At 67.4% G+C, this 26,947-nt stretch carries 25 protein-coding genes; 18 read left to right on the forward strand and 7 right to left on the reverse strand.

The features are described 5' to 3' along the window. The first annotated feature begins 47 nt into the window (after positions 1 to 47). From ACODTJ_RS04870 to ACODTJ_RS04885, 4 genes are read left to right on the forward strand one after another with little or no spacing between them, the layout of a single operon-like run. Positions 48 to 1,616: an ABC transporter substrate-binding protein gene (locus ACODTJ_RS04870; RefSeq protein WP_488847740.1), complete on the forward strand. Its 1,569-nt coding sequence runs from the start codon at positions 48 to 50 to the stop codon at positions 1,614 to 1,616. 32 nt (positions 1,617 to 1,648) lie between these two features. Then, on the forward strand, positions 1,649 to 2,581 hold the full coding sequence (locus ACODTJ_RS04875; protein ID WP_454656087.1) for an ABC transporter permease: 933 nt from the start codon (positions 1,649 to 1,651) through the stop codon (positions 2,579 to 2,581). After that, positions 2,578 to 3,423 (forward strand): ABC transporter permease, encoded by an 846-nt coding sequence (locus ACODTJ_RS04880; protein WP_454656088.1) that lies wholly within the window; start codon positions 2,578 to 2,580, stop codon positions 3,421 to 3,423. Before ACODTJ_RS04875 ends, ACODTJ_RS04880 begins: the two co-directional genes overlap by 4 nt. 38 nt (positions 3,424 to 3,461) lie before the next feature. Next, positions 3,462 to 4,949 carry a M81 family metallopeptidase gene (locus tag ACODTJ_RS04885; RefSeq protein WP_488847744.1) on the forward strand — a complete coding sequence of 496 codons (1,488 nt, stop codon included), beginning with the start codon at positions 3,462 to 3,464 and terminating at the stop codon, positions 4,947 to 4,949. A gap of 19 nt (positions 4,950 to 4,968) precedes the next feature. Here the strand turns inward: ACODTJ_RS04885 and ACODTJ_RS04890 are convergent, their stop codons facing one another. Then, on the reverse strand, positions 4,969 to 7,134 hold the full coding sequence (locus ACODTJ_RS04890) for a TRAP transporter permease (protein WP_454656090.1): 2,166 nt from the start codon (positions 7,132 to 7,134) through the stop codon (positions 4,969 to 4,971). Positions 7,135 to 7,316: 182 nt separating this feature from the next. Beyond that, positions 7,317 to 8,291 (reverse strand): TAXI family TRAP transporter solute-binding subunit, encoded by a 975-nt coding sequence (locus ACODTJ_RS04895; protein ID WP_454658962.1) that lies wholly within the window; start codon positions 8,289 to 8,291, stop codon positions 7,317 to 7,319. Between the two features lie 269 nt (positions 8,292 to 8,560). Between ACODTJ_RS04895 and ACODTJ_RS04900 the strand changes: the two genes are divergently transcribed. Next, positions 8,561 to 9,784, forward strand: a complete 1,224-nt coding sequence (locus ACODTJ_RS04900; RefSeq protein WP_454656091.1) for an MFS transporter — start codon at positions 8,561 to 8,563, stop codon at positions 9,782 to 9,784. A 160-nt stretch (positions 9,785 to 9,944) separates the two neighbouring features. Here ACODTJ_RS04900 and ACODTJ_RS04905 read toward each other — a convergent pair whose 3' ends face one another. Beyond that, positions 9,945 to 10,682: a superoxide dismutase gene (locus ACODTJ_RS04905; RefSeq protein WP_454658963.1), complete on the reverse strand. Its 738-nt coding sequence runs from the start codon at positions 10,680 to 10,682 to the stop codon at positions 9,945 to 9,947. Between the two features lie 255 nt (positions 10,683 to 10,937). Here ACODTJ_RS04905 and ACODTJ_RS04910 point away from each other — a divergent pair, with 255 nt between their 5' ends. From ACODTJ_RS04910 to ACODTJ_RS04965, 12 genes are all read left to right on the forward strand, one after another. Then, positions 10,938 to 12,410 carry a methyl-accepting chemotaxis protein gene (locus ACODTJ_RS04910; RefSeq protein ID WP_488847748.1) on the forward strand — a complete coding sequence of 491 codons (1,473 nt, stop codon included), beginning with the start codon at positions 10,938 to 10,940 and terminating at the stop codon, positions 12,408 to 12,410. A gap of 56 nt (positions 12,411 to 12,466) precedes the next feature. Continuing rightward, entirely contained in the window at positions 12,467 to 12,934 is a 468-nt protein-coding gene (locus ACODTJ_RS04915) for a response regulator (RefSeq protein WP_454656093.1), read from the forward strand. Between the two features lie 238 nt (positions 12,935 to 13,172). Continuing rightward, entirely contained in the window at positions 13,173 to 13,454 is a 282-nt protein-coding gene (locus ACODTJ_RS04920) for an STAS domain-containing protein (protein WP_488847750.1), read from the forward strand. A gap of 6 nt (positions 13,455 to 13,460) precedes the next feature. Beyond that, positions 13,461 to 13,820 carry a response regulator gene (locus ACODTJ_RS04925; protein WP_257731518.1) on the forward strand — a complete coding sequence of 120 codons (360 nt, stop codon included), beginning with the start codon at positions 13,461 to 13,463 and terminating at the stop codon, positions 13,818 to 13,820. A gap of 19 nt (positions 13,821 to 13,839) precedes the next feature. Then, the gene (locus ACODTJ_RS04930) at positions 13,840 to 16,149 is read left to right on the forward strand and encodes a chemotaxis protein CheA (RefSeq protein ID WP_488847754.1); all 2,310 of its coding nucleotides are present in this window, start codon (positions 13,840 to 13,842) and stop codon (positions 16,147 to 16,149) included. Next, positions 16,146 to 16,658, forward strand: a complete 513-nt coding sequence (locus ACODTJ_RS04935; RefSeq protein ID WP_454656096.1) for a chemotaxis protein CheW — start codon at positions 16,146 to 16,148, stop codon at positions 16,656 to 16,658. Before ACODTJ_RS04930 ends, ACODTJ_RS04935 begins: the two co-directional genes overlap by 4 nt. Positions 16,659 to 16,725: 67 nt before the next feature. Continuing rightward, positions 16,726 to 18,552 carry a methyl-accepting chemotaxis protein gene (locus ACODTJ_RS04940; protein ID WP_454656097.1) on the forward strand — a complete coding sequence of 609 codons (1,827 nt, stop codon included), beginning with the start codon at positions 16,726 to 16,728 and terminating at the stop codon, positions 18,550 to 18,552. A gap of 3 nt (positions 18,553 to 18,555) precedes the next feature. Further along, entirely contained in the window at positions 18,556 to 19,434 is an 879-nt protein-coding gene (locus ACODTJ_RS04945; RefSeq protein WP_454656098.1) for a CheR family methyltransferase, read from the forward strand. After that, on the forward strand, positions 19,431 to 20,024 hold the full coding sequence (locus ACODTJ_RS04950; RefSeq protein ID WP_454656099.1) for a chemoreceptor glutamine deamidase CheD: 594 nt from the start codon (positions 19,431 to 19,433) through the stop codon (positions 20,022 to 20,024). Before ACODTJ_RS04945 ends, ACODTJ_RS04950 begins: the two co-directional genes overlap by 4 nt. Further along, positions 20,024 to 21,136 (forward strand): chemotaxis-specific protein-glutamate methyltransferase CheB, encoded by a 1,113-nt coding sequence (cheB, locus tag ACODTJ_RS04955; RefSeq protein WP_454656100.1) that lies wholly within the window; start codon positions 20,024 to 20,026, stop codon positions 21,134 to 21,136. Before ACODTJ_RS04950 ends, cheB begins: the two co-directional genes overlap by 1 nt. Before the next feature lie 10 nt (positions 21,137 to 21,146). Continuing rightward, complete coding sequence (locus ACODTJ_RS04960; RefSeq protein WP_047578914.1) at positions 21,147 to 21,533, forward strand: response regulator; 387 nt, start codon at positions 21,147 to 21,149, stop codon at positions 21,531 to 21,533. A 123-nt stretch (positions 21,534 to 21,656) separates the two neighbouring features. Next, positions 21,657 to 22,226 (forward strand): glutathione peroxidase, encoded by a 570-nt coding sequence (locus tag ACODTJ_RS04965; RefSeq protein WP_454656101.1) that lies wholly within the window; start codon positions 21,657 to 21,659, stop codon positions 22,224 to 22,226. Between the two features lie 29 nt (positions 22,227 to 22,255). On the opposite strand, the gene mog is transcribed toward ACODTJ_RS04965, so the two are convergent. After that, positions 22,256 to 22,789 carry a molybdopterin adenylyltransferase gene (gene mog, locus ACODTJ_RS04970; protein WP_454656102.1) on the reverse strand — a complete coding sequence of 178 codons (534 nt, stop codon included), beginning with the start codon at positions 22,787 to 22,789 and terminating at the stop codon, positions 22,256 to 22,258. A 153-nt stretch (positions 22,790 to 22,942) separates the two neighbouring features. Between mog and ACODTJ_RS04975 the strand changes: the two genes are divergently transcribed. Then, positions 22,943 to 23,956, forward strand: a complete 1,014-nt coding sequence (locus tag ACODTJ_RS04975; RefSeq protein ID WP_488847760.1) for a hypothetical protein — start codon at positions 22,943 to 22,945, stop codon at positions 23,954 to 23,956. On the opposite strand, the gene ACODTJ_RS04980 is transcribed toward ACODTJ_RS04975, so the two are convergent. Genes ACODTJ_RS04980 through fliK form a run of 3 tightly spaced genes read right to left on the reverse strand, consistent with a single transcriptional unit; the run spans position 23,874 to position 26,940 of the window. Next, positions 23,874 to 25,037 (reverse strand): GNAT family N-acetyltransferase, encoded by a 1,164-nt coding sequence (locus ACODTJ_RS04980; RefSeq protein WP_454656104.1) that lies wholly within the window; start codon positions 25,035 to 25,037, stop codon positions 23,874 to 23,876. The two genes, ACODTJ_RS04975 and ACODTJ_RS04980, sit on opposite strands and share 83 nt — an antisense overlap. Further along, positions 25,034 to 25,327 (reverse strand): EscU/YscU/HrcU family type III secretion system export apparatus switch protein, encoded by a 294-nt coding sequence (locus ACODTJ_RS04985; RefSeq protein ID WP_454656105.1) that lies wholly within the window; start codon positions 25,325 to 25,327, stop codon positions 25,034 to 25,036. The genes ACODTJ_RS04980 and ACODTJ_RS04985 overlap by 4 nt, the downstream gene beginning before the upstream one ends. Next, positions 25,324 to 26,940: a flagellar hook-length control protein FliK gene (gene fliK, locus ACODTJ_RS04990; protein WP_488847763.1), complete on the reverse strand. Its 1,617-nt coding sequence runs from the start codon at positions 26,938 to 26,940 to the stop codon at positions 25,324 to 25,326. The genes ACODTJ_RS04985 and fliK overlap by 4 nt, the downstream gene beginning before the upstream one ends. Between the last annotated feature and the right edge of the window lie 7 nt (positions 26,941 to 26,947).

The raw sequence follows: 26,947 nt of genomic DNA on the forward strand, positions 1-26,947 counted from the left end.
CGCGATCACAGCCTTTCGCAACATCTCGAAACAAAAGGGGAAGCGGGATGAAGACGATGATGAAGGGGAGCATTCTGGCGCTGGGCCTGTCGGCGCTTGCCGCCGGCACGGCGTTGGCGCAGGAGGCCACGTTCGTGATGACCGCGCGCCTCGTTGGTGCGCCGACTTATAACCCGATCAAGGCGACGAAGCTCAACACGGCGACGACGCTGATCTACGACCGGCTGGTGGTGCAGGATGCCGACCAGAGCTTCCACGGCCAGCTCGCGACCTCCTGGGAATCGAGCCCGGATGGCAAGCTCTGGACCTTCAAGCTCAAGCCAGGCGTGAAGTTTCACAACGGCGAGCCGTTCAACGCCAAGACGATCGAATGGTGGGTGCCGCAGTTCAAGGGCACGGAGAATGCCTTCACCGTCGAGGCGATCGAGAAGGTCGAGGTTGTCGACGACCTGACCGTGCGCTTCCACATGAAGCATCCCGACCCGAACCTGCTGTTCAATCTCGCAAGCTCCTTCATGTGCGTTCCGGAGCCGAAATCCTATCAGGCTCTGGGCGACAAGTTCGGCGTGACCGAGGCGATCGGCACCGGCCCCTACAAGATGCAGCAGTTCACGGTCGGCCAGCAGACCGTGCTCGTGCGCAATGACGACTACAAATCGGCCTCCGCCCTGTCGAAGAATCAGGGGCCGGCCAAGTTCAAGAAGCTGACCTTCCGCGAGATCGGCGAGGAATCGACCGCCTATCTCGAACTGAAGACCGGTGGCGCCGACGTGCTCGTCAATGTGCCCACCGACTTCCTGCCGCGCATCCAGGCCGACAAGGCGGTGAAGCTCGTGACCATCCCCGGCAACGAGGTGGTCTACATGCCGATCAACACCAGTGTCGAGCCGTTCACCGACGTGAAGGTGCGCGAGGCGACGGCCTTCGCCGTGAACCAGAAGGAAATCCTGACCAGCCTCTATGGCGGCAATGGCGCGACCGCCGACACCTTCCTGATCTCCTCGCTGAAGGAATCGCAGGTCGATCCCAAGTACAAGATTTCCTATGACCCGGAGCGCTCGAAGAAGGTGTTCGACGCGGCCGGCTGGAAGCCCGGTCCGGACGGCATCCGCGTCAAGGACGGCAAGCGCCTCGAAGTGAAGCTCTGGGCCCAGAACGGCACCGAGTTCAAGCGCCTCGCCGAGATCGTCCAGGCGCAGCTCAAGGCGGTCGGCATGCAGGCCGATATCAGCATCATCGATGCCGGCTCGATCAATGCGCAGTACCGCAAGAAGACCGAGCACCAGCTCGCGGTGCGCGCCTATCAGTGGACCAATGCCGATATCGTCGACTGGTTCTTCGCGGCCAAGCGCGCGGGCTACCCCAATGTCTCGATGTTCAACGACCCCGAGGCGGAGAAGCTCAACGACATCGCCATGAACAAGTCGAAGACCTGGGACGAGCGCGTCGCGAACTTCACGAAGTACCACGAGTATGTGCTGTCGCAGTACCCGTTCGCGCCGATCTATCAGCCGGTGCAGAGCCTGGCCTATGGCAAGCGCGTCGTGATGCCCGAGAAGATCCGCGGCATCGGCTTCTCCAGCCAGTCGATGATCGACATCGCCCCGGCCAACTGAGCCGGGACGAATTCGCGTAGGAGATCGATCCCTTGCTGCGCTTCGCGATCCGGCGCCTCGCCATGCTGGTGCCGGTCTTCCTCGCCGTCTCGCTGGTGATCTTCATGATCATCCATCTCGTGCCGGGCGATCCGCTGGAACATCTGATCCAGGTCGGCTCCTCGCCCGAGCAGCGGGCGCAGATGATCGCCCGCTACGGGCTGGACCAGCCACTGCTGGTCCAGTACGGGCGCTGGCTCGCCAAGGTCGTCACCGGCGATTTCGGCGATGCCATCGTGATGCGCCAGCCGGTCTCGCAGCTCATCGCCGAGAACATGCCGCATAGCCTGGCGCTCGGCGGCACGGCGCTGATCTTCTCGACCGTGGTCGGGATCGTCACCGGCGTGCTCGCGGCCTCCTTTCGGGACAGCCTGTTCGACCGAGCGGTGATGGGCTTCATCCTGCTCGGTTCGACGCTGCCGAGTTTCTGGCTGGCGCTCCTGATGATCCTGATGTTCGCCGTGCAGTTCGAGTGGTTCCCGGTCTCGGGGGCAAGGACATGGGACGCGCTGGTGCTGCCGGCGCTGACCATCGGCATCGGCGGCACAGCACTGATCGCCCGCGTCACCCGCGCGGCGATGGTCGAGATCTCGCAGCGGGATTTCGTGCGCGTGCTGCAGGCCAAGGGCGTGCCGTTCTGGCGCGTCCAGCTCCGCCATATCCTGCAGCAGGCGATGCTGCCGGTGATGACCATTCTGGGCCTGCGCATCGGCTGGATTCTGGGTGGCGCTGTCACGGTCGAGTATGTCTTCGCCCGGCCGGGGCTCGGCTCCCTTCTGATCACGGGGCTCGGCCAGCGCGACTATCCGCTGGTTCAGGGCTGCCTGCTGATGCTGGCGATTGCGGTGATGTTGGGCACGCTGATCGGCGATCTCGCCCAGGCGGCGCTCGACCCGCGCCTGCGCGAAGCGATGGGTGCACGATGAGCCGCAAATCCCTCGCCGGCCGCATCGTCCGGTCGCCGCGCGGCGCCATCTGCGCGCTGTTCCTGCTCGCGCTCGTGCTGTGCGCGATCTTCGCGCCCTGGATCGCACCCTACGACTATGCCGCGCAGAAACTCTCCATGGCCAATACGCCGCCGTCAGTCGCGCATTGGCTCGGCACCGACGAGTTCGGGCGAGACCTGCTCTCACGCATCATCCAGGGGGCGCGTACCTCGCTCAGCGTCAGTGTGCTCTCGATTGCGCTCTCGGTATTGATGGGTGCGACGCTCGGCGCCGCCGCCGGCTATTTCGGCGGCGTCTTCGACAAGGTCGTTACCGTCTTCGTCGACCTGACATGGTCCTTCCCGGAAATCCTGCTGGCGCTGATCCTGATCGCGATCCTGGGGCCCGGGCTGCATTCGACGGCGATTGCCATCGCGATCGCCTATCTCGCGCAATTCACCCGCCTGACGCGGGCGCAGGTGATGGCTCTCAAGGGCGAGCTCTTCGTCGATGCGGCGGTGACGGCGGGCGCGAGGCCTGCCCGCGTACTCTTCCTGCATCTTCTGCCCAACGCGATGACGCCGGTCATCGTCGCCGGCATGCTGGCGACGGGCGATGCGATCGTGCTCGAAGCGACGCTCGGCTTCTTCGGGCTCGGCGCGCAGCCGCCCGTGCCGAGCTGGGGGGCGATGATGAGCTCCGGCACCGCGCAGATCTTCATCGCGCCCTGGATCATCATCTTCCCCGGCCTCGTCATCGCCACGGCCGTCATCGCCATCAATGTCTTCGGCGACGCCTTGATCGAGGCGCTCGATATCCGCCGCCCGCTTCGGGACGGCTGAAGCCCCCAATAACGCGCGAAAGCAGCCAGAGGAACGCCATGAGCTTCACCGTCCTGACCGCCGAGTTCTCGCATGAGAGCAACACCTTCAGCCGCTGCCCGGCCGACTACGCCGCCTTCACCGATCGCGGCATCAAGCTCGGCGATGAGGCCATCGCCGCGCGGGCCGAGGCCAATACGCCGATCGCCGGTTTCCTCGATATCGGCCGCCCGGCCGGCTGGACGGTCATCCATGCGATCAGTGCCGCCGCACAGCCCTCCGGCCCGGTGACGCGCGATGCCTTCGACCGGATCGCCGGCGTGATCGTGGAGACCGCGAAAGCGCATGCCGGCAAGATCGACGGCGTGCTGCTCGGCCTGCACGGCGCCATGGTCACGGAGTTCTGCGAGGACGGCGAGGGCGAGTTGCTGGAGCGGGTGCGCGCCGTGCTCGGGCCGGACGTGCCGATCGGCATCACGCTCGACCCCCATGCCAACGTCACCCGCAAGATGACCGACCTCGCCGACATCGTCGTCTCCTACAAGACCTATCCGCATGTCGATATGCGCGAGATCGGCAAGCTTGCCGCCGGCATCCTGCAGCGGACCATGAAGGGCGAGATCAGGCCGGTGACGCTGCGCGCCGAGCGGCCGATGCTTGAGGAGGTCAATGGCGGGCGCACCGATATCGGCCCGATGGTCGAGCGCATCGCCAAGGCCAGGGCCTACGAGAACGAAGCCGGAGTTTTCGCCGTCAGCGTCAATGGCGGCTTCGGCAATGCCGATATCCATGAGGTCGGCCCGACCGTGCTCGTCACCTGCGAGGGCGAGCGCGAGAAGCACCAGGCCTTCGCCGAGGCGATGGTCGAGGATATGTGGCAGCGCCGCTTCGACGTGGTGACGCCGTTCCTTTCGGTCGAGGAGGCGGTCGCGGAAGCGAAGACCTATGTCGCGACGAAGGGGCCGCTGATCATCGCGGACTACGCGGACAACCCCGGTGGCGGCGGCTATGGCGATGCGACCGGCCTGCTCAAGGGCATGATCGATGCCGATCTCAAGGACGCCTGTTTCGGGCCGATGGTCGATCCGGAGGTCGCGGCCGAACTGCGCAAGGGCAAGCCGGGCTCGACGGTTTCGGTCAGGCTCGGTGGCAAGGTCGATCCCGAGATCGGTGGCGGCCCGCTTGAACTCACCGGCACGCTCGTCAGCGTCAGCGACGGCGATTATACCGGCGATGGCCCGATGATCGGCGGTCTCCAGGCGAGCTGGGGCCCCTGTGCCGTGCTGCGCGTCGGCGACATCGAAATCCTCGTCACCACCATCCGCGCGCAGATGAACGATCTGCAGCAGTTGCGCGCTTTCGGCATCGATCCGGCGGCGAAACGTGTCGTGGGGCTGAAGTCGATGCAGCATTTCCGCGCCGCCTTCGAGCCGATCGCCGGTAAGGTCACCGTCTGCGACAGCGGGGCGCTCTGCACGCCCGATCTCGGCAAGCTGCCCTATCGCCGGGTGCGCCGGCCGCTCTATCCGCTCGACAAGGTGGCGTGAGAGGGCTGCGCGCCCCGGCTCAGGCCGGGGCGGGCGCCGCCTTGCGGGCGATGACCTGCCTAAACAGGACGGGCGCACCGATGATGAGGCCGGCCACGATCGAAGCGGGCGTCGCCAGGATCATCGGCAGGGCCGCGACGGCGAGGACGAGCCGTTCCCACATCGCCAGCGGCGCGAGCAGCCAGGCGGAGAAGGCGGCCGAGAGCAGGGTGATGCTGGCCATGCAGGCGGCGGTCGAGCCGACGAACTCGGTCCAGGTGAATCCCGGCGCCATGATCAGCATCGACGGCGAGAACACGAAGACGAAGGGCACCAGCACCTTGCCGAGCGCCAGCCGGAAGGCCGTGTTACCGGTCTTGAACGGATCGGCGCCGGCCATGCTCGCCCCGGCATAGGCGGCGATCGCCACCGGCGGCGTGATATCGGCGAGCACGCCGTAATAGAACACGAAGAAATGCGCCACGAGCGGGTTGACGCCGAGCATGCCGAGCGCGGGCGCCGCCACCGTCACCATGATGATGTAATTCGCCGTGGTCGGCACGCCGCAGCCGAGCAGGATGCAGACCATGCCTGTCAGCAGCAGCGTGAAGAACAGCGTCGCGCTCTTGATGTCGAAGGGCAGGAACGGGACGATGTCGATGAGGCCCTTGGCCCATTGATCGGCAAGCGAGGTCACGATCCAGGAGATCTTGAAGCCGACGCCGGTCAGCGTGACCACGCCGACGATGATGCCGACGGTCGCAGCCGCCGCGCCGACGCCGATGGCATATTTCGCGCCGAGGACGAAGGCATCGACCATGTCGTTGACGCGCTTGCGGCCCTCGGTCGAGCGCAGCAGAACGCCATGCGCCATGACGGCGAAGGCGGTTGCTACCAGCGCCGCGTTGACGCCCGGCACGCGCAGCAGTTCGGTCGGGGCGGCGATGCCGATGGCGAGCGCCAGCGCCAACGCTGCCGGCGCGCGGTAATGTGCGAGGCCGACCAGCATGCAGCCGGTGATGCCCCAGAAGGCGGCGAGATAGGGCGTGTAGCCGGTGAAGAGCACGACGATCAGCGCGAAGAGCGGAGCGATGGTCGGCCAGTCGCGGGCGAAGACCTCGCGGAGCTTCGGTGCGTCGGCATCGGTCATGCCGCCCATGCCGGAGCGGCGCGCCTCGAAATGCACCTGCATCAGCACGCCGAAGAAATGCATGAAGGCCGGCACGATCGCGGCGATGATGATCGTCGCATAGGGCAGGTTGAGGAACTCGACCATCAGGAAGGCGGCGGCGCCCATGATCGGCGGGGTGATCTGGCCACCGGTCGCAGCGGTCGATTCAACGGCGGCCGCGAAATGGCGCTGGTAGCCGAGGCGGATCATCATCGGGATGGTGAGCGAGCCGACCGTGACCGTGTTCGCCACGGAGGAGCCCGAGATCATCCCGAACAGGGCCGAGCCGAAGATCGAGACCTTGGCCGGGCCGCCGGCGAAGCGGCCGGCGACCGCCGCGGCGACGCCGAGGAACAGGCGGCCGAGGCCGATGCGGGTCGCCAGCACGCCGAACAGCACGAAATGGAAGACATAAGTCGCGACCACGCCGAGCGCGACGCCATAGACGCCCTGGCTGGTCAGGTAGAGGTGGTTGACGAGGTTCGACCAGGTCGCGCCGGGGTGCAGGAAGATACCGGGGAACCAGTTGCCGAAGAGCGCGTAGACGATGGCGAAGAGCGCGATCAGCGGCAGGCCCCAGCCGATGGCGCGGCGCGTCGCCTCGATCATCAGGACGATGGTGATCGTGCCCATCGTCACGTCGAGCGGCGAGGGGTTGCCGACGCGGAAGACGAGGTCCTCGAAGATCCAGGGGACGTAAAGGCTGGCGACGGCGACCGCCGCCGCGCAGATCCAGTCATAGAGCGGCACGCCGCCGGGGCGGAACACGGTCGAGGGATAAACGGTGCCGGCCTCGCTCTTGCGTGCGGAGAAGACAAGGAAGATCAGCCCGAGCACGAAGGCGAGGTGGATGCCGCGATGCGTGGTCTCGCGCATCAGGCCGAAGCCAGCGGTGTAGTAATGGAAGGCCGACAGCGCGAGCAGCAGGCCGCCGATCAGCAGCGCGGTGCCATGCGGCACCTTGCGGAACTGCATTTCCGGGTCGAGTTCTTCCTCGAGCTTGGCGAGTTCGGCGGCGGAGGGCTGATTGGCCATGGGAAGAACCTCGGCGGTCGAGCTGAGAGCAGCGCGATCCGCGCCGTCAAATAAAAGCGCCGTCATCCCGGCCGGAGCGTAGCGTAGAGCCGGGATCCATGCCGGAACGGTTCCGGAATGGATCCCGGGTCGGGCTTTGCCCGCCCGGGATGACGGATCAGATGTATGGACGCGGGGTCTGCTTACTTGAGCAGGCCGGCTTCCTTGTAGAACTTCTCGGCGCCCGGATGCAGCGGCACGCCCTGCAGGCCGGAGAGCGCGGTTTCCTTGCGGATCACCTTGCCCTTGGCGTGGCCGGCATCGAGCGCCGCGCGGGCCTTGTCGCTCCACAGGCCCTTGGTCACGGCATAGACGGTGTCGGCCGAGATCTTGGAGGAGGTGACCCAGTGGGCGCCGACCGCGACGGTCTTCACCGCGCCGACATCCTTGTAGGTGCCGGCCGGGATCTCGTCGGCGGCGAAGAAGGGCGAGTCCTTGGCGAGCTTTTCGGCCGGGGCGCCGGTGATCGGCAGGATGTCGATGCCCGAACCGGTCGAGGCGAGCTCGGAGATCGCCGCCGCCGGGAAGCCGCCGGTGAAGAAGAAGGCATCGACCGAGCCGTCCTTCATCTTCTCGGCCGCCTGGTTCGGTTTGAGATACTCGGCGGTGATGTCCTTCTCGGTGACGCCGAAGGCGGCGAGGATCGCCTTGGCGTTGAGCAGGGTGCCGGAGCCCGGCTCGTCGAGCGAGACCTTCTTGCCCTTGAGGTCGGCGACGCTCTTCACGTTCGAGGCCTTGCGGACGACGAGATGGACGCTCTCGGGATAGAGATTGGCGATCGAGCGCAGTTCTTCGACCTTCGGCTTGCCGTCGTAGACGCCGGTGCCGGAATGGGCCCAGAAGGCGACGTCGGCCTGCACGAAGCCGGATTCAGCCGCGCCGCCGACGATGGCGTTGACATTGGCGACGGAGCCGTTGCTGGCGACGGCGGTCGCGACCAGCTGCGGCGGAGCCGAGATCGCGTTCGCGATCAGGCCGCCGATCGGATAATAGGTGCCGGCCGTGCCGCCGGTGCCGATGCGGAAGAAGGCGGGAGCCTGGGCGACGGCGATGCCGGCCACCAGCGCCACGGCGCCGAGCGCGAGGCCGGCGGCGGTCAATTTCGAACGAAAACGCAGAGACATTCAGTCAACCTCCCATGAAAGGGGGCAATCTCGGCAGGAATGGGCGCGGGATCAACCTAAAAAGCGGTCTGGTCGACTCGATCAACAGCGATATGGCCGAATAGGACGGCTTTCGGCGCGCGAAATCATGGTCCGGCATGCAACGGAGGCATTGCCGAGGTGCCGGCTCATGAAATTGTGCGGCCGGCGGCAATCCTCTAGAGCCTTCGACCGCTTCACGAGGCGGGAATCGGCCTGCCGGAGATGCCGCGGGACTTAGCCAGATGACCGCCAGCGCGCCGACCGCCTCCCTGCCGCAACGCGCCATGATGCCGGTGCTGATTGCTCTCAGCGTGACGCATCTGCTCAACGACATGATCCAGTCGCTGATCCCGGCGATCTACCCGATCATCAAGGAAGCCTACCGGCTCGATTTCGGCCAGATCGGCCTGATCACGCTGACCTTCCAGGTCTCGGCCTCGCTGCTGCAGCCGGCGGTCGGGCTCTACACCGATAAGCATCCGATGCCCTATTCGATGGTGGTCGGCATGGGCTTTACGCTCGCTGGCCTCATCGGCCTCGCCTATGCCGGCAGCTACGGGTTCCTGCTGCTCTCGGCGGCCTGCGTCGGTATCGGCTCCTCGATCTTCCACCCCGAGGCGACCCGCATGGCGCGCAATGCCTCCGGCGGGCAGCATGGTCTGGCGCAGGGCATCTTCCAGGTCGGCGGGCAGACGGGCAGCGCGCTCGGGCCGCTGCTGGCCGCCTTCATCATCGTGCCCCGCGGGCAGGGCAGCCTCGCTTGGTTCTCGGTCGCGGCGCTCGTCGCGATGATGCTGATGGTCTGGACGGCGGCGAGCTATGCGAAGCTCGACAGGGCGCGCCCGCCGAAGGTTGCCACGGCGAGCGTAGCACCGGCCCGGCCGGGCAAGCGCTCGGTCGCCTTCGCGATCACAATCCTGATCATCCTGCTGTTCTCGAAGAACGCTTATTCGGCGAGCTTCTCCTCATTCTACACCTTCTACCTCATGGGCAAGTTCGGCATCTCGATCCAGAACTCGCAGGTGATGCTGTTCCTGTTCCTCGCCTCCTCGGCGGCGGGCGCGCTGGGCGGCGGCATGCTGGGCGACCGGATCGGCCGCAACAAGATCATCTGGTTCTCGATCCTGGGCGCGCTGCCCTTCACGCTGATCCTGCCCTATGCCGACCTGTTCTGGACCGGCGTGCTGACGATCGTGATCAACCTGATCATGTCGAGCGCCTTCGCCGCGATCCTGATCTATGCGCTGGAGCTCTTGCCTGGCCGCGTCGGGCTGGTCGGCGGCTTCTTCTACGGGCTGTCCTTCGGGCTCGGCGGTCTCGCTGCCGCGCTGCTCGGCGAGTTCGCGGACATCCTCGGCATCGAGGCGGTCTACAAGATCTGCTCGTTCATCCCGCTGATGGGTCTCCTCGCCTGGTTCCTGCCGCGGCTCAGCGAGGGAACGCGGGGCGCCAAGGTCGGGCACTAGACCCGACCCGCACGACCACAGGAACCACGCGGTCATCCCGGGCTTGACCCGGGATCCATGCCGGAGCGCTTCCGATGAAGGTTCAGGCATGGATCCCGGATCTTCGCTTCGCTCCGTCCGGGATGACCTGCGTTTTCTAAAGTGACTGAAGCTGGTTAGATCAGATTGCGAGCTTGCCGGCCTTGGCGGCGGCGTAGCGCTCGTTGACCTTCTTCCAGTCGACCACGTTCCACCAGCCCTTGAGGTAGTCGGCGCGGCGGTTCTGGTATTTCAGGTAATAGGCGTGCTCCCAGACGTCGTTGCCGAGCAGGACCATCTGCTTGTCCATGATCGGGCTGTCCTGGTTCGGCTTGCCGAGCAAGGCGAGCTTGCCGGCCTTGTCGACGGTGACGAAGACCCACCCGGAGCCGAAGACGCGCAGGCCCGCCGCCTCGAAATCGGCCTTGAACTTGTCGAAGCCGCCGAGGTCGCGGGTGATCGCCTCGGCGACCTCGCCGGTCGGCGCGCCGCCGGCGCCCGGCGCCATGATCTCCCAGAACATGCTGTGGTTGGCATGGCCGCCGCCATTGTTGCGGACGAGGGTGCGGATGCTCTCGGGCACCTGACCGAGATCGGCGATCAGCTCGGCGACCGAGGCCTTGGCGATGACGCCATTGTCCTTGGCGGCGTTGTTCAGCGCAGTGACATAGGCTGCGTGGTGGCGGTTGTAGTGGATATCCATCGTCGCCGCGTCGATATGCGGCTCCAGCGCATTGGCCTCGTAGGCGCGCTTCGGCAGCGAGAACGGCCCGGCCGGCGCTGCGGGGGCGGCGGCCTGAGCCCAGACCCGCGGAGCGGCGGAGATGGCGAGCGCAGCGGCGCCCAGGCCGAGCAGGCCGCGGCGGGAGACGGCGGAGATTACGGTCATGGAATTCCTCCGGAAAGCGTTCGGGCGTGTTGGCTTCTGGCTCAACGCGCGTGTCCCGTTGCGGGTCCGCCGTCGATCGCGACAGCTATAGCACGGACGTGCACCGCAGTTGACCCTAGGGCAATATCGCAATCCGGCATGTCCGCCGAAAGTGGTCCCCCCCCTGAACAGGCTCTTAACCGGCGATTTACCGCGTTTCTCTACATTTCCGGAAGAATTCCTCCCGGGTTGAAGGGGCGCCCCGCCATGCATGCACTGGCTCGCAAGCTCGATCTGCCGGTTCATGCGGTGGCGTCGGGGCCCGCGGGCGAGCCGATGGAGGCCGGTGCCGAGCGCGCCGTGCGCGAGATCGCCGCCCGTTTCGGCAAGCTCAGCGCCGAGATCACCGATATCGCCGGGCGCGTCGGCGACGTGACTCAGCAATTCGACAAGCAGACGGCCGGTCTGCGCCGCGTGGTCGGCGCAGTCGAGCAGGTGTCGCAGGCCAACAATGCGATCCGGCAGGCGGCTGAGGGCGCGCAAGTGGCTGCCTCGGGTGTCCGTAACGGTCTCGAACGCGTAACGAAATCGGTCCGGCTCGGGCTCAATGCCGCGCAGGTCGATATCGAGACCCTGTCGCAAGAGGCCCAGTCGATGTCGCAGGTGCTGGCGCAGGCCGTCGGCGATGCGCACAAGGCGCGGGCGTCGAGCGATGCGATCCAGTCGATCACCCGCGAGATCCAGCTCCTCTCGATCAATGCCGGCGTCGAGGCGGCCCGTAGCGGCGAGGCCGGCAAGGGCTTCGCCGTCATCGCCGCGGCCGTGAAGGCGCTGGCGGAGCAGACGCGCGAAGCGACTGCGGCGAGCGCCGCGCAGCTCGATCAGCTGGTGAAGGCCGTCGACGCGGTCGCCCGCCGCAGCCAGGAAAACGCGCAGACGGCGCAGCGCGCGCAGGCGGGCAGCCAGACCATTTCGCAGCAGATCGGCGAGTTCGACAGCTTCGGTCGCTCGGTGGTCGAATTGATCGGCGAGATCGAGGCGGTGTCGCGGCCGACGCGGGAGAATGCCGAGGCCTGCACGAAGGCAGGGCAGGACCTAGCGGGCCTCGTAGCCGGGGTCGACACCTCCACGGACAATCTGCAGCAGGCGGGGCAGGGCACCGAGGCGCTGGTGGCGATCAGCGAAGGCATCCTCGGCTCGATCGCGGCGTCCGGCGTGCGGACGGCTCAGTCGGAGCTGATCGCGACGGCGATGGCGACGGCCGGCACGATCAGCGAACTGTTCGAGGCGGCGCTGGTGCGTGGGGAGATCGCGCTTGCCGACCTGTTCGACGAGGCCTACCGGCCGATTCCGGGCTCCGACCCGGCCCAGCACATGACGCGCTTCGTCGCGCTGACCGACCGGCTGCTGCCGCCGCTGCAGGAAGAGCTCCTGACCTCGAACGGGCGGATCGTGTTCTGCGCGGCGGTGGACCGCAACGGCTTCCTGCCGACGCATAATCGCAAATACGCGCAACCGCAGGGCAGCGATCCGGTCTGGAACAACGCCAATTGCCGCAACCGGCGCATCTTCGACGACCGGACCGGGTTGGCCGCCGCACGGAGCCGCAAGCCTTTCCTGTTGCAGAGCTACCGGCGCGACATGGGCGGCGGGCAGTTCCTCGTGATGGAGGACCTGTCGGCGCCGATCATGGTCAAGGGCCGGCACTGGGGCGCCTTCCGCTTCGGCCTCAAGGTCTAGTGCTTCGTCCGTGCGTGCCCTGTCGAGTTGAGTGAGCGAGTTTCCGAGTCTGCGCCATGCATATCGCGCCATCCTTTCCCAACCTGTCGGTGCTGCTCATCGATCCGAGCCCGCATTACCGCCGGATCGTGCGCACGATGCTGTACCAGGCGCAGCTCAACCGCATCTTCGAGGCATCCGACCTGTCCTCCGCGGCCTCGACCTTCATCCAGAAGCAGCCGAACATCGTCATCCTCGATTGGGACATGCCGGAGGGCAACAGCATCAAGTGCCTGGCGGCGATCCGGTCGTTCAAGACCTCGCCCTTCGCCAAGGCGCCGGTGCTGGTGATGATGGAGCGGCCGGACCGGCGTTCGGTCGTCCAGGCCGCGAAGCTCGGTGCGCATGAGATCGTCACCAAGCCGATCTCGCCCAACAATCTCTGGCTTCACCTGTCGGGTGTCATCAACATGCCCCGAAAATACAGGGAAGCGGCTGGCAAGATCACGCTGGTGCCGCGCGCGATCAGCAACGCCATCTTCTGAGCGACGCATCAGACGCTATCCAAGGGGAATGCAACGGCAAGGTTCGCCCTCGGGCAGGCGCCACGGCGCGCTTGCGTGCGCGCTGAGGCCTCGTCGGATCGCCGTCGCGTTCGACGGCAACCCCAGGTAGGTCGTGCTTGCCGCGAAAATGCCAAGAGTATTGATGCGGCTGAACATATTTAGCGAAGTTTTTACCAGTTTGCCCCGATGCTCCAGGCGCAATCCTGGGTCGCCCTTCATGGTCATCACTGTCTCGCTTCCCCCTTTCCTCGGCCGGTCCGAGGCCGCGACGTTCCGCAACCAGCTTCTGGTCGCGCTGGAACAGCGGGAAAGTGTCGCCGTCGAATGCGCAGAGGCCGGGCCTCTGCCCAGTCTCTGGATTCAGCTCCTTCATTCCGCAGCCACCAGCGCCGCCGCGCGGGGGCTTTCGGTCACGCTCAGGGCGGCTTCCGAGGAATGCCGCGAATCCTTGCGGGCGATCGGCTTCGATGCCGCTCACAGCGCTCTCGTTCTGGAGTGATCAGGTATGAAAATCCTGGCGATTGACGATACCAAGACTCTGCTTAGCCTGCTCAGCCTGACGCTCCGCAATGCCGGCCACGAGGTGGCCGAAGCCGAGAACGGCGAGGATGGGCTCACCAAGTTCGACCAGTTCCGCCCCGATCTGGTGATTACCGACCTCAACATGCCGATCATGGACGGCATCGAGTTCACCCGCGCTTGCCGCTCGCGCCCGGCCGGGCAGAACACGCCGATCATCGTGCTGACCACCGAGAACGGCGCCGAGATCAAGGCGGAAGGCCGTCGCGCCGGCGCCAGCGCCTGGATGGTCAAGCCTTTCGAACCCAACACGCTGCTCGGCCTCGTCGCGCGCTACCAGAACTGAAGGTCGGCCGATGGATCCGTTGGCAGAACTCAAGCAGACATTCTTCCAGGAGTGCGAAGAGCTCCTCGGCGCGCTGGAGCAAAAGCTCCAGGCTCTCGACGAGGGCTCGACCGATTCTGAGGACGTCAATGCGGCTTTCCGCGCCATTCACTCGATCAAGGGTGGCGCGGGCGCCTTCGGCTGCACGGAGCTGGTCGGTTTCGCGCATGTCTTCGAGGCTTCGCTCGACCATCTGAGGTCCGGCCGCGTCGCCGTCGAGGATGCGCCGTTCACGCTGTTCCTGCGCTGCGCCGATGCCGTCGCCGATCTGGTCTCGGCCGCGCGCAACGACGAGCCCGCGACCGAGCGGCCCGATCTTCTGGCCGCGCTCGAACAGGTCGGCAAGGAGCCGCAGGCCCCCGTCGCCGCGCCGCCGCCGCCCGCGCCGGTTGCTCCGGAGCCGGTCGCTCCCGCCGCCAACAATGACGCGCCCATCGGGATTGCCGCGCTCGGCAACCTGCTCGCCATGGTCGAGGCGAAGACGGCTGCCCCCGCTGCCGCGGCTTCCGATGACGGCTGGGACGATGAGCCGGTCGCTGCGCCTGCGCCCGCATCGAACAAGCCAGGCCGCGACGTGCATCTGCGCATCGCGCCGGAGCAGGATCTGTTCCGCCGCGTGATCGAGCCGCGCGTCGTGCTGGGCTCCCTGCCGGCCGACGACATCGTCTCGATCCGCTGCGACCTGAGCCAGGTGCCGCCGCTCGAAAGCATCGATGTCAGCGATTGCTGGATGCGCTTCGATGTGGACCTGCGCACCGAGCTGTCCGTCGAGGATCTGCACGGCCGCTTCGATTTCAGCCTCGCGAACGAGGAATTCGAGATCAACTTCCTTGAGGAGGCTGTCACCGAGGCTCCGCAGGTCGCCGAAGCACCAGCCGCCGAGCCGGAAGTCTCCAGCGCGGTCGCCGCCGATCTCTCCGCGATCCTCGCCAAGCTCGGCGCGGCGCCGGAAGCCGCGAACGAGCCCGATATCCAGCCCGCGCCGGCCCCGGTTGCCGTCGCCGCTCCTGTTGTCGCCGTGGAGGCGCCCGCCGTCGCCCGCGCGGCACCGCGTGCCCCGGCTGCCCCCGACAACGCGGCCCGCCAGCGCCAGGCCGTCAGCGTGCGCGTCGATCTCGACCGCATCGACAAGCTGATGAACCTCGTCGGCGAGATCGTCATCACCCAGTCGATGCTGGTCGAATGCGTCCGCTCGCTGCCTTACGACGTCCACGCCAAGACCGCGGAAGGCATGCTCACGCTGTCGCGCCAGACGCGCGAATTGCAGGACCATGTCATGGCGGTCCGCGCGCAGCCGGTGAAGGCCGTGTTCCAGCGCATGCCGCGCCTGGTGCGCGAGCTCGCGCAGACGTTGGGCAAGGAAGTGCGCCTGGTCCTGGAAGGCGAGAACACCGAGGTCGACAAGACGATCATCGAGGAACTTGCCGATCCGCTGACCCACATGATCCGCAACTCGATGGATCACGGGCTGGAGACGCCGGATGATCGCGTCGAGGCCGGCAAGCCGCGCGAGGGTACGATCAAGCTGGTCGCCGAGCATCGCGCCGGCCGCATCGTCATCTCCGTCACCGACGACGGGCGCGGCATCGGCCGTGACCGGCTGCTGGCCAAGGCCCGCTCGCGCGGCCTCGTCGGCGCCGACGAGAAGCTCGCTCCCGAGGAGATCGACCAGCTGATCTTCGCCGCCGGCCTGTCGACGGCCGAGGTCGTCAGCGACGTCTCGGGACGCGGCGTCGGCATGGATGTCGTGCGCCGCAACGTCGAATCGCTCGGTGGGCGCATCAGCGTCGATTCCGAGCCGGGCCGGGGCTGCAAATTCACGCTCGCCCTGCCGCTGACGCTTGCCGTGCTCGAAGGCATGGTGATCCGCTGCGGCGACGACCGCTACGTCATTCCGATCGCCTCGGTGATCGAGACGCAGCATCTCGCCTCGACCCCGATCGAGCGCCTGCCCTTCGGCCAGGAAGTCCAGCGCTGGCGCGGCGAGGTCACCCCGCTTTACCGGCTGGGCGACGTCATGGGCTCGATGGGCAAGACCAACGAGAACATCGTGATCATCGCCGAGACCGAGCGCGGCAACAATGTCGGCATCGCCGTCGACGAGATCGTCGGCCAGCAGCAGGTCGTCGTGAAGAGCCTCGAGGCCAATTACGGCGCGGTCAACGGCGCCTCTGCGGCGACGATCCTCGGCGACGGCCTCGTCGCCCTGATCCTGGATATCGACTCGATGCTGCGGTTGGCCGCGTCCGGCGGCCGCAACCCCCAATCTGACCTCAAGATGGCTGGATGACCATGAGCCTCCAACTCGGCGAAAAGCACTTCTCGTCTGCACAGCCGGAAGCGGCTGCGCGCCGGATCGTGACCTTCAAGGTCGGCGACCGCACCTTCGGCATCGATGTCGGCATGGTCCGCGAGATCAAGGGCTGGCAGGCGACGACGCCGCTGCCGCATGCGGCGCCGCATGTGCGCGGCGTGCTCAACCTGCGCGGCGTGATCCTCGCGGTCTACGACCTGCGCACCGCGATCGGCCTCGGCGCCACCGACGCCACCGCGACCCATGTCATCGTGGTCGTCGATGTCGAGGACAAGACCGCCGGCCTGCTGGTCGACTCGGTCTCCGATATCGTCGATGTGCCGGTTACCGCGGTTCGCCCTGCTCCCGACCTGGAGCGTGACGAGCATGGCCTGATCGAAGGCCTCGTTCTGCTCGACACCGATATCGTCGCGCTGCTCGACCTCGCGGCCGTGATCCGTGACGGCGGCGCCGAGGCCCAGATCAAGACCAGCCGGGCCGCCTGACCTTCTTTGAGACCAGCCCGAGCGTAGCGTTCAAGAAGCGGGCGAGAACAAGAAACGATCGAACCATATGGGCAGCGCGCTCGGCCCCTTCTCACGTCTCTCGGTCAGCCAGCCGCTGCTCGCCGCCGGTTCGGCCGCGCTCGCCGGAAGCCTGGCATCCTATGCCGCCGTCGCTGGGGCTCCCGCCCTGGGAGTTGCCGCGGTGACGGTGGTCGCGCTGTTCGGCGGCCTCGCGGCCTGGGGCGCGACCCGCCCGCTCGCGCGCAGCGCCGCGGCTGCTGCCCGCCTCGCCGAAGGCGGGGAGATCGCGCTTCCCGATCCATCCGGCCCCGGTGAAGGCGCGGAGCTTTCGCGTGCGCTGGCGGCCATCCACGAGCAGGGCCAGGAAGCAGAGCGGTTGCGCGCCGCACTCGACCATGGCCGGGCCAGCGTCATGCTCTGCGACCCCGACGGCCGCGTCGTTTATGTCAGCAAGGCGCTGCTGCGCTTTTTCGGCGAGGCACAGGAGGATTTCCGTGCCGCCTTTCCGGGCTGTTCCGCCAAGGACATGCTGGGCCGCGTCATGGAGCGCGTGCAGGGCGAGCACCAACCGCTCGGCGGCCAGCCGGTGCGCCTGACGCTCGGCCGTCGCACGATCTGTCTGACCCTGACCGCGATGATGCGTGCCGACGGCCGCAGTCTCGGCACGGCCGTGGAATGGCGCGAGATGACCGGTGACCTCAAGCTCGCCGCCGAAATCGTGGCGCTGGTCGAGGCTGCCGAGGCCGGCGACTTTTCCCGTCGTCTGGCGTCGGAGGGGCAGGCGCTGCCGCTCGGCCATGCGGTCAAAGGCCTGAACCGGATCAACACGCTGCTCGAAGGTACGTTCGACCAGATGGCCCATGCCGTCTCGGGCGTGGCTGAAGGCGATTTCAATCGCCATATCCCGGTGACCCATCAGGGCAGCCTGGGTTTCCTTCAGGACAGTCTCAACGAGGCGCTCAGTCATGTCGGCGCGACGCTCGCGACCATCCGCGACAGCGCCGGCCGGGTTTCGCATGCCGCGGCGGAGGTCGATGCGGCGACGACGGAGCTTGCGGCGGGAGCCGGGCAGGCGGCGGCGGATCTCGGCGAAGCCTCGGCCGCAGCCGAGCAGGTCAAGGCTTCGGTCGGGCGCAGCAGCATCCGCACCCGCGAGGCTGGCGACATCGCCAGCGAGACGATGAGCGTCGCCCAGCAGGGGCAGGGCGTCGTCGCCCGCGCCGTCGATGCGATCGGGCGCATCGAAAGCTCGTCGCTGAAGATTTCCGAGATTGTCGGCGTGATCGACGAGATCGCCTTCCAGACCAATCTGCTGGCGCTGAACGCTGCCGTCGAGGCGGCGCGCGCCGGCGATGCCGGCAAGGGTTTCGCCGTTGTTGCCTCCGAGGTGCGCTCGCTGGCGCAGCGCTCGGCACAGGCCGCCAAGGATATCAGGGGCCTGATCGCCTCGTCCAAAGGGCAGGTCGCCGAGGGCGTCGGCTTCGTCCGCGAGACCGGCACGGCGCTGGAGCGCATCGTCGCCGCGGCCGGCAAAGTCTCGACCACCGTCTCCGAGATTGCCAGCGCGACGACCGAGCAGGCGCAAGGCGCCGGCGAGATGGGCCGCAGCGTCGCGAAGATGGACAAGGGCACAAAGCACAACAGCGACCTGGCCGCGCGAAGCGCCGAAGCGGCGGCGGAGCTCGCCGAACGGGCGGCAGCACTGCACGCCTATGTCGAAGCATTCAGCGGCGGCCATGCCGTGACCGGCGGCGCGTTGCCGCCGCGGCGCAACGTGGCGCCGACGGCCACGCAGCCGTCGCGGACGATACCGTCGCCGCAATTGCAGCCGCAGCCTCGCCGCGTCGCTGCCGGCGGCCGCATGGGGATTTGAGAGATGACCAGAGCCGCCTCGCCCAATCCCTTCGCCCTGGCCCAGCCCGCGCTCGCCGACGTCACGTTGACGCGCGACGACATGAAGTTCATCGCGACGCTGGTCTATGAGCAGGCCGGCATCGTCATCCGGGAGCACAAGGAGGCGATGACGCGCGGCCGCCTGGCGCGGCGCGTCAAGGCGCTCGGCATGAACTCGGTCGCGGAATACTGCGCCTTCCTCAAGACGCCTCAGGCGGCGGGCGAACTGCCCGAGCTCATCAACGCGGTGACTACCAACCACACCGCCTTCTTCCGCGAGCGCCACCATTTCGACCATCTGCGCAAGGATGTGATGCCGCGGCTTCTGCAGGAGCGCAGTGGCCGGCGCGGCCGCATCCGCATCTGGTCGGCGGCCTGCTCCTCGGGCGAGGAGCCCTATTCGATCGCCGCATCCTGCCGCGACGTGATGGGGTCGCGCAGCGATCTCGATTTCAAGATCCTGGCGACCGATATCGACACCGATATCCTGACGCGGGCAGAGGCCGGCATCTATCCGGCCGAGCTGTTCGAGCGCTTGCCGGGCGACGTGAAGCCGTTGCTCAAGCTCGAAGGCGGGGCAGGGCGAAACGAGGCCCGCATCGTCGAGGACCTGCGCCGGATGATCGCCTTCAAGCGACTGAACTTGATCGAGAAATGGCCGATGAGCGGCCCGTTCGACGTGATCTTCTGCCGCAACGTGTTCATCTATTTCGACACGCAGACGAAGGCCTCGATCCTCGACCGTTTCGTGGGGCTGCTGGCGCCAGGCGGCTTCCTCTATCTCGGGCATTCGGAATCGCTGCCGCAGCCGCACCCGAAACTGCGCCTGATCGGCCGCACCATCTACGAGAGGACTGCATGAGCGTCTCCCGGTCCTCCCGCCGTTATTTCGATCCACGTTTCCAGGCGACGATCATCACCGTCGCGCCGGGCGAGCACGAGATCACCTCCGCCAAGGACGAGATCGTCGCGACGGTGCTCGGCTCCTGCGTCTCGGTCTGCATGCGCGACCCCATCGCCGGCGTCGGCGGGCTCAACCATTTCCTGCTTCCGAAGAACAACGGCAATGCCGATCCCAGCGCCGGCGAGCGCTATGGCGACACCGCCATGGAAGTGCTGATCAACGACCTGCTCAAGCGCGGCGCCAAGCGCAGCAATTTCGAGGCGAAGGTCTTCGGCGGGGCGCGCGTGCTCTCGGGCGCCACGATGCTCGCGATCGGCGACGGCAACATCACCTTCGTCAACGAGTTCCTGAAGGTCGAGGGCATCCCGGTGGTCTCGCGGGATGTCGGCGGCACGCGCTCGCGGCGCATCCACTACCAGCCCTCCACGGGCCGGGCCTGGGTGCAGCATGTCCAGCCGACCGCGCGCGACAGCGGCCACGAGCAGGAAATCGCCTATCTCAACCGGCTCAAGACGCAGCCGGTGGCCGGTGAAGTGGAGGTCTGGTGATGAGCATGCCGTTATCCTCCGCAAGCCCGGTCAAGGTTCTCGTCGTCGACGATTCCATCCTGATGCAGAAGCTGATGACGCAGATCATCAACGGAGCGCCGGGCTTCGAGGTGATCGGCGTCGCCGGCAGCGCCGAGGAGGGCTGGGACGCCATCCAGGAGCTCCGTCCCGACGTCGTGACGCTCGACCTCGAACTGCCGGGCCGGCACGGTCTGAAGCTCCTGGCGCGCGTCCTCAAGCAGGACCCGCTGCCGGTGCTGATCGTCTCGGCCTTCGGCGGGCCGGGCGCCGACAACACCATCCAGGCGCTGGAACTCGGCGCCATCGACTTCATCGAGAAGCCGGATGGCACGACCCATACGCTCGACGGCTTCATGAAGCATCTCGTCGCGGCGCTGCAGCGCGCCGCGGCCAGCCGCAAGATGATCGCCGCCGCCCGGCAGATGACGCAGATGGCCGCCGCCGCACCGGCCCGCCCGGCCGCGCCCGTCCCGTCGCGGGAGCCGGCGCGCAGCGGCAAGACCTCGCTGATCGCGATCGGCGCCTCGACCGGCGGCGTCCCGGCCGTGCAGACGGTGATGCGGGATCTCGCGCATCTCAGGCTGCCGATCGTCGTCGTGCAGCACATGCCGTCGGGCTATACGGCCAAGTTCGCGGCGCGGCTTGCCACCGCGACGGGTCTCGACGTGCGCGAAGCGGCCGACGGTGATAAGCTGCGGCCCGGCATGGCCGTGGTGGCGCCCGGCGGTCCGCGCCATCTCGAAATCGAGGAGCGGCGTGGCGAGTTCGTCTGCGTGCTGCGCGAGGGGCCGCTGGTCAGCGGTCATTCGCCGTCCGTCGACGTGATGTTCCATTCCGTGGCACGCAGCGTCGGCAGCCATGCGGTCGGCATCCTGCTCACTGGCATGGGGCGCGACGGCGCTGACGGTTTGTTAGCCATGCGCAAAGCCGGCGCCGAGACGTTAATCCAAAGCGGGGAAACCTGCGTGGTAAACGGGATGCCGAAAGCGGCCTACGAATTGGGAGCGACCGAGCGGGTCGTTCCACTCACACAGATTGGTACCGCGGTCAGCCAGTTGATCGGCGAGAAGCCGAACCTGCGCACCGCGTAAGGAGAGTAAGATGTCAAAGGCCAGAAGCGAATACCGCATCCTGGTGGTCGACGACCAGAAGAGCATGCGCGGCCTGGCGACCTATTTCCTCAAGCAGATCGAATTCCAGGACATCGACGAGGCGGAGAATGCCCGCGAAGCCCTGATGAAGATGCAGACCAAACGCTACGACTTGCTGCTGCTCGACTGGAACATGGACGGCATGAGCGGCATCGACCTCTTGCGCGCGATCCGCTCGGTGCCGGAACTCAACCAGATCAAGATCATCATGGCGACCTCCGAGCGCTCGGTCGACAAGATGGACGAGGCGACCAGCAACGGCGCCGACCATTATGTCGTGAAGCCCTACGAGCTGCGCGATCTCGAAGTGCGGGTGAAGAAGGTTCTCGCCTGCTGAGAGTTAGTTGCCGAGGCCTTCCGGTCTCGCCATCGTGAAGCGAAGCCCCGCGCCGGCCGGCTGCGGGGCTTTTTGCTTTGGGGCATGATGCCGCCCGTTCGGCTGTCGAACCGGAGAGAAGCCATGTTGCCGTCGCGCCGCCAGATCGTCGCCGGGATTGCCGGAGCTGCCGCTGTCGGCCTGGTCTCCCGCGATACCGCGGCGCAGGCCCTCACCGGCGCCCATGCCTTCGGCTTCGACAAGCCGGGTGGCGGGCGGATGCCGCTCGCCGATTACCGCGGCCGGCCGATCCTCGTCGTCAACACGGCGACGCGCTGCGGCTATGCCGGGCAGATGGCGACGCTGGAGCAGCTCTGGCAGCGCTATCAGGCGCGCGGCCTGATGCTTGTCGCCGTGCCGAGCAATGATTTCGGCGGGCAGGAGCCGTTGGAGGGTGCCGCCATTGCCGAGGCCGCCCGGCAGAGCCATGGCGCGACCTACGCCTTCGTCGAGAAGTCCGTCGTGCGCGGGCCGGAGGCGCATCCGTTCTATCGCTGGGCGGCAAGCGAACGACCGGCGGATACGCCGCGCTGGAACTTCCACAAATACCTTGTCGGACGCGACGGCGCGCTGCTCGGGGGCTTTCCGGCCGGGACGGATCCGCTCTCGCCGCAGCTCGTGCAGGCGATCGGGCGGGAGCTGGCGGCGGGCTGAGCCTCCTTGTTCCGAAAACCGGGGCTATCTCACTTCTTCGGCCGGAACGCCGCGATCACCGCCGGATCGGTTTCGAGCCAGGGGCCCTCGATCAGGTCGATGCAATAGGGGATCGCCGGCATCACCGCGTCGAGGCATTCGGCGATGGCGCGGGGGCGGCCGGGCAGGTTGACGATCAGCGATTGGCCCCGGATGCCTGCCGTCTGGCGCGAGAGGATCGCGGTCGGCACCTTGGCGAGGCTGACCTGCCGCATCAATTCGCCGAAGCCGGGCATCGGCTTCTCGACGACGTCCTCGGTCGCTTCAGGCGTGACGTCGCGCGGGGCCGGGCCGGTGCCGCCGGTGGTGACGATCAGGCAGCAGCCTTCCTTGTCGGCGAGCTCGCGCAGCGTCCCGGCGATCACGGCGCGATCGTCGGGGATGATGCGCGCCACGGCTTCCCAGGGGGAGGTCAGCACCTTCCTGAAATAGGCATCGATCGCCGGCCCGCCCTCATCCGCATAGATGCCGGCCGAGGCGCGGTCGGAGACCGTGACGATTCCAATCCGGGCGGTCGCGCTCATCGGCATTCTCCAGCGGGCAGGGTTACTGTATCGGCGGGGGCGGTTGGACGGTCAAGCCGGCTCGCCAGCGACGGGGCGACCCATCCTGCCGTCGGATCGGATACCCCGGAAAAGCGGTTTCCACTTTCCGGTTCGATGCTGTAGCGCAGCGCCATGCGCCTCGCCGCCGCCCTGTCCCGTTCTTCGGACGCCCGCAGCTTTGCCGCCTGCTTTGCGGCGACGGTGGTGCTCGCGGCCGGGTTGCTGGCGGCGCTGACTCTCTGGCGCGATCCTTACTGGGTCTTCCGGGACAACCCGCCCTGGACCCGCGACGGAGTCGGTGCGAGCCGCCTGCTCGACGTCGAGATGCGCCTGATCAAGCCGCTCCAGATCGCCAGGCTGAAGCCGCAGACGCTGTTGATCGGCTCGTCCGTGGTCTATCGCGGGCTCGATCCGCGCGACGTCTCGGCCGCGGTCGGCCAAGTCTACAATGCCGGCTTCTCCGCGCTGATGGCGCGGGAACTGCCGGTGCTCGCGGCGCTGGCCGTCGATGTCGGCAGCGTCAGACGCGTGGTGATCGAACTCGACTATTTCATGTTCACGACCTGGCCACCGCCGCCGCCGATCGATCGCAAGCTCGCCACAGTAGCGGGGCGCCGCGAGGCGCTGGTCTCGGTCGTGCTCAATCCGAAGGTGATCGACAATCTGCTGGGTCGGCGCAGCCTACGGACGGAGCCCGGCCTCTGGCATGGCGACGGCTACAAGGCGACGCCGGATTTCGATGCCGAGCTCGTGGGCAAGATCACGCGCGAGCAGAATATCGCGGCGATGGCTTATCGGCCCGGTGACCTTGCTTACCTCGACCGGACTCTCGACCTGCTAAGGGGGTGGGAGATCGCCATTGTGCTGTCCCCGATGAGCGCGGCGCAGCGACATCTCATCGAGGCAGGTGGTCGCGGAGCGGAACTGGCGGCTTGGCGACAGGACCTTGCCTCGCTGGCCGCACGTCGCGGCCTGCCGTTTCATGATTTCGTCTCGGACCATCCGTTCGAGGATTTCGATCCCGGAAAGGCGTCGTCGCGCTACTGGCTCGACACCCTGCACTTCAAGCCGGAGGTCGGCCGCTGGCTGCTCGGGCGGATCGGGCTCGGGCGGCATCCCGCAGGCGCCGGAGCCACATCCGGCTGAAGCCCGCGATCTCCGCCGCGCCCGGGCGACCCGGGCCGACGCGGATGATCGCATTGGCCATCTCGCGGCGCTCGCCCCAGATATAGGTGCCGGCATCGACGCCTTCGCCGGCACCGCTGTCGAAGAAGGCCGGCGGCGTTCCGTTGAAATCGGCCTGCAGCATGGCGATCGCCAGCGTCCGGCCGGGCGAATGGCGACTCTGCGTCTCGTCATAGGCGATCTTGAGGAAATGCCGGCGATTACCGCTCTCGATCAGCAGGCCCATCGCGATCACGCGGCCGTCATGCAATAGCGTGTCGATCAGCAGTGTGTCGTCAGTGGCGCAAAGCTCCGCCAGGTGGCGGATATAGGCTGTGTCGGTCGGAAGGCAGGCGATGGCGGTGCCGGCCTCGCCCTTCCAGCCGGAAGCTTCGAGGGTGAGGAAAGCGTCGAGCGCCTCCAGCGCGCCGCGACCGCGACTGCGTCGGAAGGTGAGGGCGCCTTGTTTCCCCACCGCCCGGAACTGCTGCATCCGCTTCTTGTAGGAGGAGCCGAGCGCGCGCCTGAGATAGGCTTCGAAATTGTCGTCCGGGCGCGGGATCATGACCGGGCGGATCCAGCGCTCATAGGTCGAGATCGCGCTGCCGGTCTGGCGGCAGGCTTCAGCCAATGCGGCGTAGCAAGGCCCGACCAGAGGCAGCAGCGGCAGCAACAACGTATGCGGCAGGTCGCGCGAGGCGAGGAGATAGCGCATCAGCGCGCGCGCCGCCTCCGCCGCATGGTCGCGGTCGAGCACCGGCAGCGAGGAGACCTCGTAGAGCGGCACGAGCGGCGAGGCGAGGGCGGCGGAGAAGCCACTGCGCCAGCTCTTAACGCGACGGAAAGCCCAGACGCCGACGAGCTGCTCGAAATCGAGCGCCTCGCTGAGCCAGGCGCAGAGGACGACGATCTCCTCCTCCGGCACCAGCGCCGTTGCGGCCGAGACGGCGGCCGGCGCCATATGCGGATTGGGCTCGAGCGCGTGGCGCGCGAGCTCCGCGAAAACCGGCCCCAGCTCCGCGTATGCGGCGGAGCCGAGGCGCCTGACGACGATCGTGCTCAAGAGCGATGGCCGTCCCGGCTCGGCCGGCGCAGCTCGCCGCGCAGGGAGAGGACGAAGGCGATCACCTGCGCGGTCGCGCGATAGAGTTCTTCCGGGATCTGGTCGTCGAGCTCGACCGTCGAGAGCGCCTGCGCGAGGATGGCGTTCTGCTCGACGGCGACGTCATGCTCCCTGGCGGTCTCGACGATGCGCTCGGCCAGCTCGCCGCGACCCTTGGCGGTGACGCGCGGCGCGCCATGCCCGTCATATTCGAGCGCGACGGCGATGCGGGGTGGTTGCGGCGCACTCATGACAGGCGGTCCAGGAACTGGCCGGCGGTCGGCTGCATCACGCGCGGCTGGCCGGTATGGATATCGATAGCGCCGCTGGCGAAATCGGCATCGAGCAGAGCGCCTTCGAGGCCGGGCGCCGCGCTGCGCAGGAGCTGGCTGGTCTCCTCGCGCTCAGCCCAGATCGAGACGCCGACATCGCGGCCCTGCAAGGTGACGACGGCCTGGAGCGGACCCATCGGCTCGACATCGAGCGCGAAGCGGATGCGCCAGACCGGTGGGCTCACCCCCTGCGCATCGCGGCGCGGCGGCTCGCGCTCGACCTGAAGCGGCAGCATCGAGACACCCTGCTGGAAGGCGAGCGGGACCTCGGCAAGCCAGCGCTGCCCTGCTTGCGTGCCGTCCTGCCGGGCGGGCTCCAGCGGCAGCGAGGCATATTGGGTCAGCTTGATCCGGTCGAGCGCGGCCTCGGTCTGGTCGAGCAGGGTCTCGGCGATGGCGAGCGGCTTCTCGCCCGGCGTCAGCGACGGCTCGACCGCCGGCTGCGGCGCGAGCGGGCCGTTGCGGCGGGGCGGAGCGAGGCGGGGGGATTGGTCGGTGGAGCTGGCCTGTGGATCCGCCGCCTGGTCGGGCCCATGCTCATGGCGGCTCGCCTTCGGATCCGGCGAGAGGGCGTCGATGATCGGCAGCAAGGTTTCGCGCAACGCCAGCAGCCCGGCCTTGAGATCGCCCTGTCGGGGTGCGGGCAGTGCTGCGGCTTGCCGGGCATCGAGGAAGAGCCCGGACGCCCGGAAGGCTTCCTTCAGCTTCGCCGCGGTGGGCGCCTGCCGCTCGGCGGGAACAGCCTGCGCCAGTACCTGCTGGATGGCGGGCGGCAGGGTCTTCGGCAAGGCCAGCGAGATCGAGCCTTGCGCGATCGCGCGCAGATTGGCGAAGAGCGGGGCGAGGCCGGCCTGCTGTTGCAGCATCGGGCCGAGCAGCGGACCGGCGATGGCGCGCGCGGTCGCGGCCGTGATGACGGGAGCAGCAGAGGACGCAGCGGCTGTCGGTGACGCGGGGTTGGCGGCGGTCGAGGTCGCAGGCGTGGTAGCGGTTTGCGCTGCCGGGAGGCCCAGCGTTTTCAGAGCTTGCTGCAGAAAGGCCTGCTGCACCGCTACCGGGGAGGGCGGGTGCGCAGCCTGTGCGACTGTAGGTGCCAGCGCGACGGCAGGTTGTGGTGCAGCACCGGGGACGGCTGCCGGGTTCGGCCGGGCTGGAGCCATCGTCGAAGCCGGAGGCACGGCTGGCTGCGCAGGTTGAGGCGCGGGGGCCGGTTGCGGCTGAGATTGACCGGATGTTGCCGATGGCGGGCGGATCTCGACCAGCGTGGCACGCAGGTCGCCACCGGGCTGCTCTGGCGGATCGAGCCGCAGCATGAGCGTGGCACCCGGTTGCAGGGCCACTTGCTTGGCCTGCGGGCCGGCAAGGACGAGCGCGACCTTGGTCTCGCCGATCATCGCGGTCGCGGTGCCGTCCGGTTCCAGCGAGGCGAGTCGCGCCTGCACCGTCCGGCCAGCCGTCAGCTCGCCGCCTGCGTCGAGCGCCTGCAGCAAGGTGGCGAGGGTCTGGCTCTTGACGAGCTGGGCGAGATTCATCTGATGA

The organism is Allobosea sp. FG18, assembly GCF_057809495.1.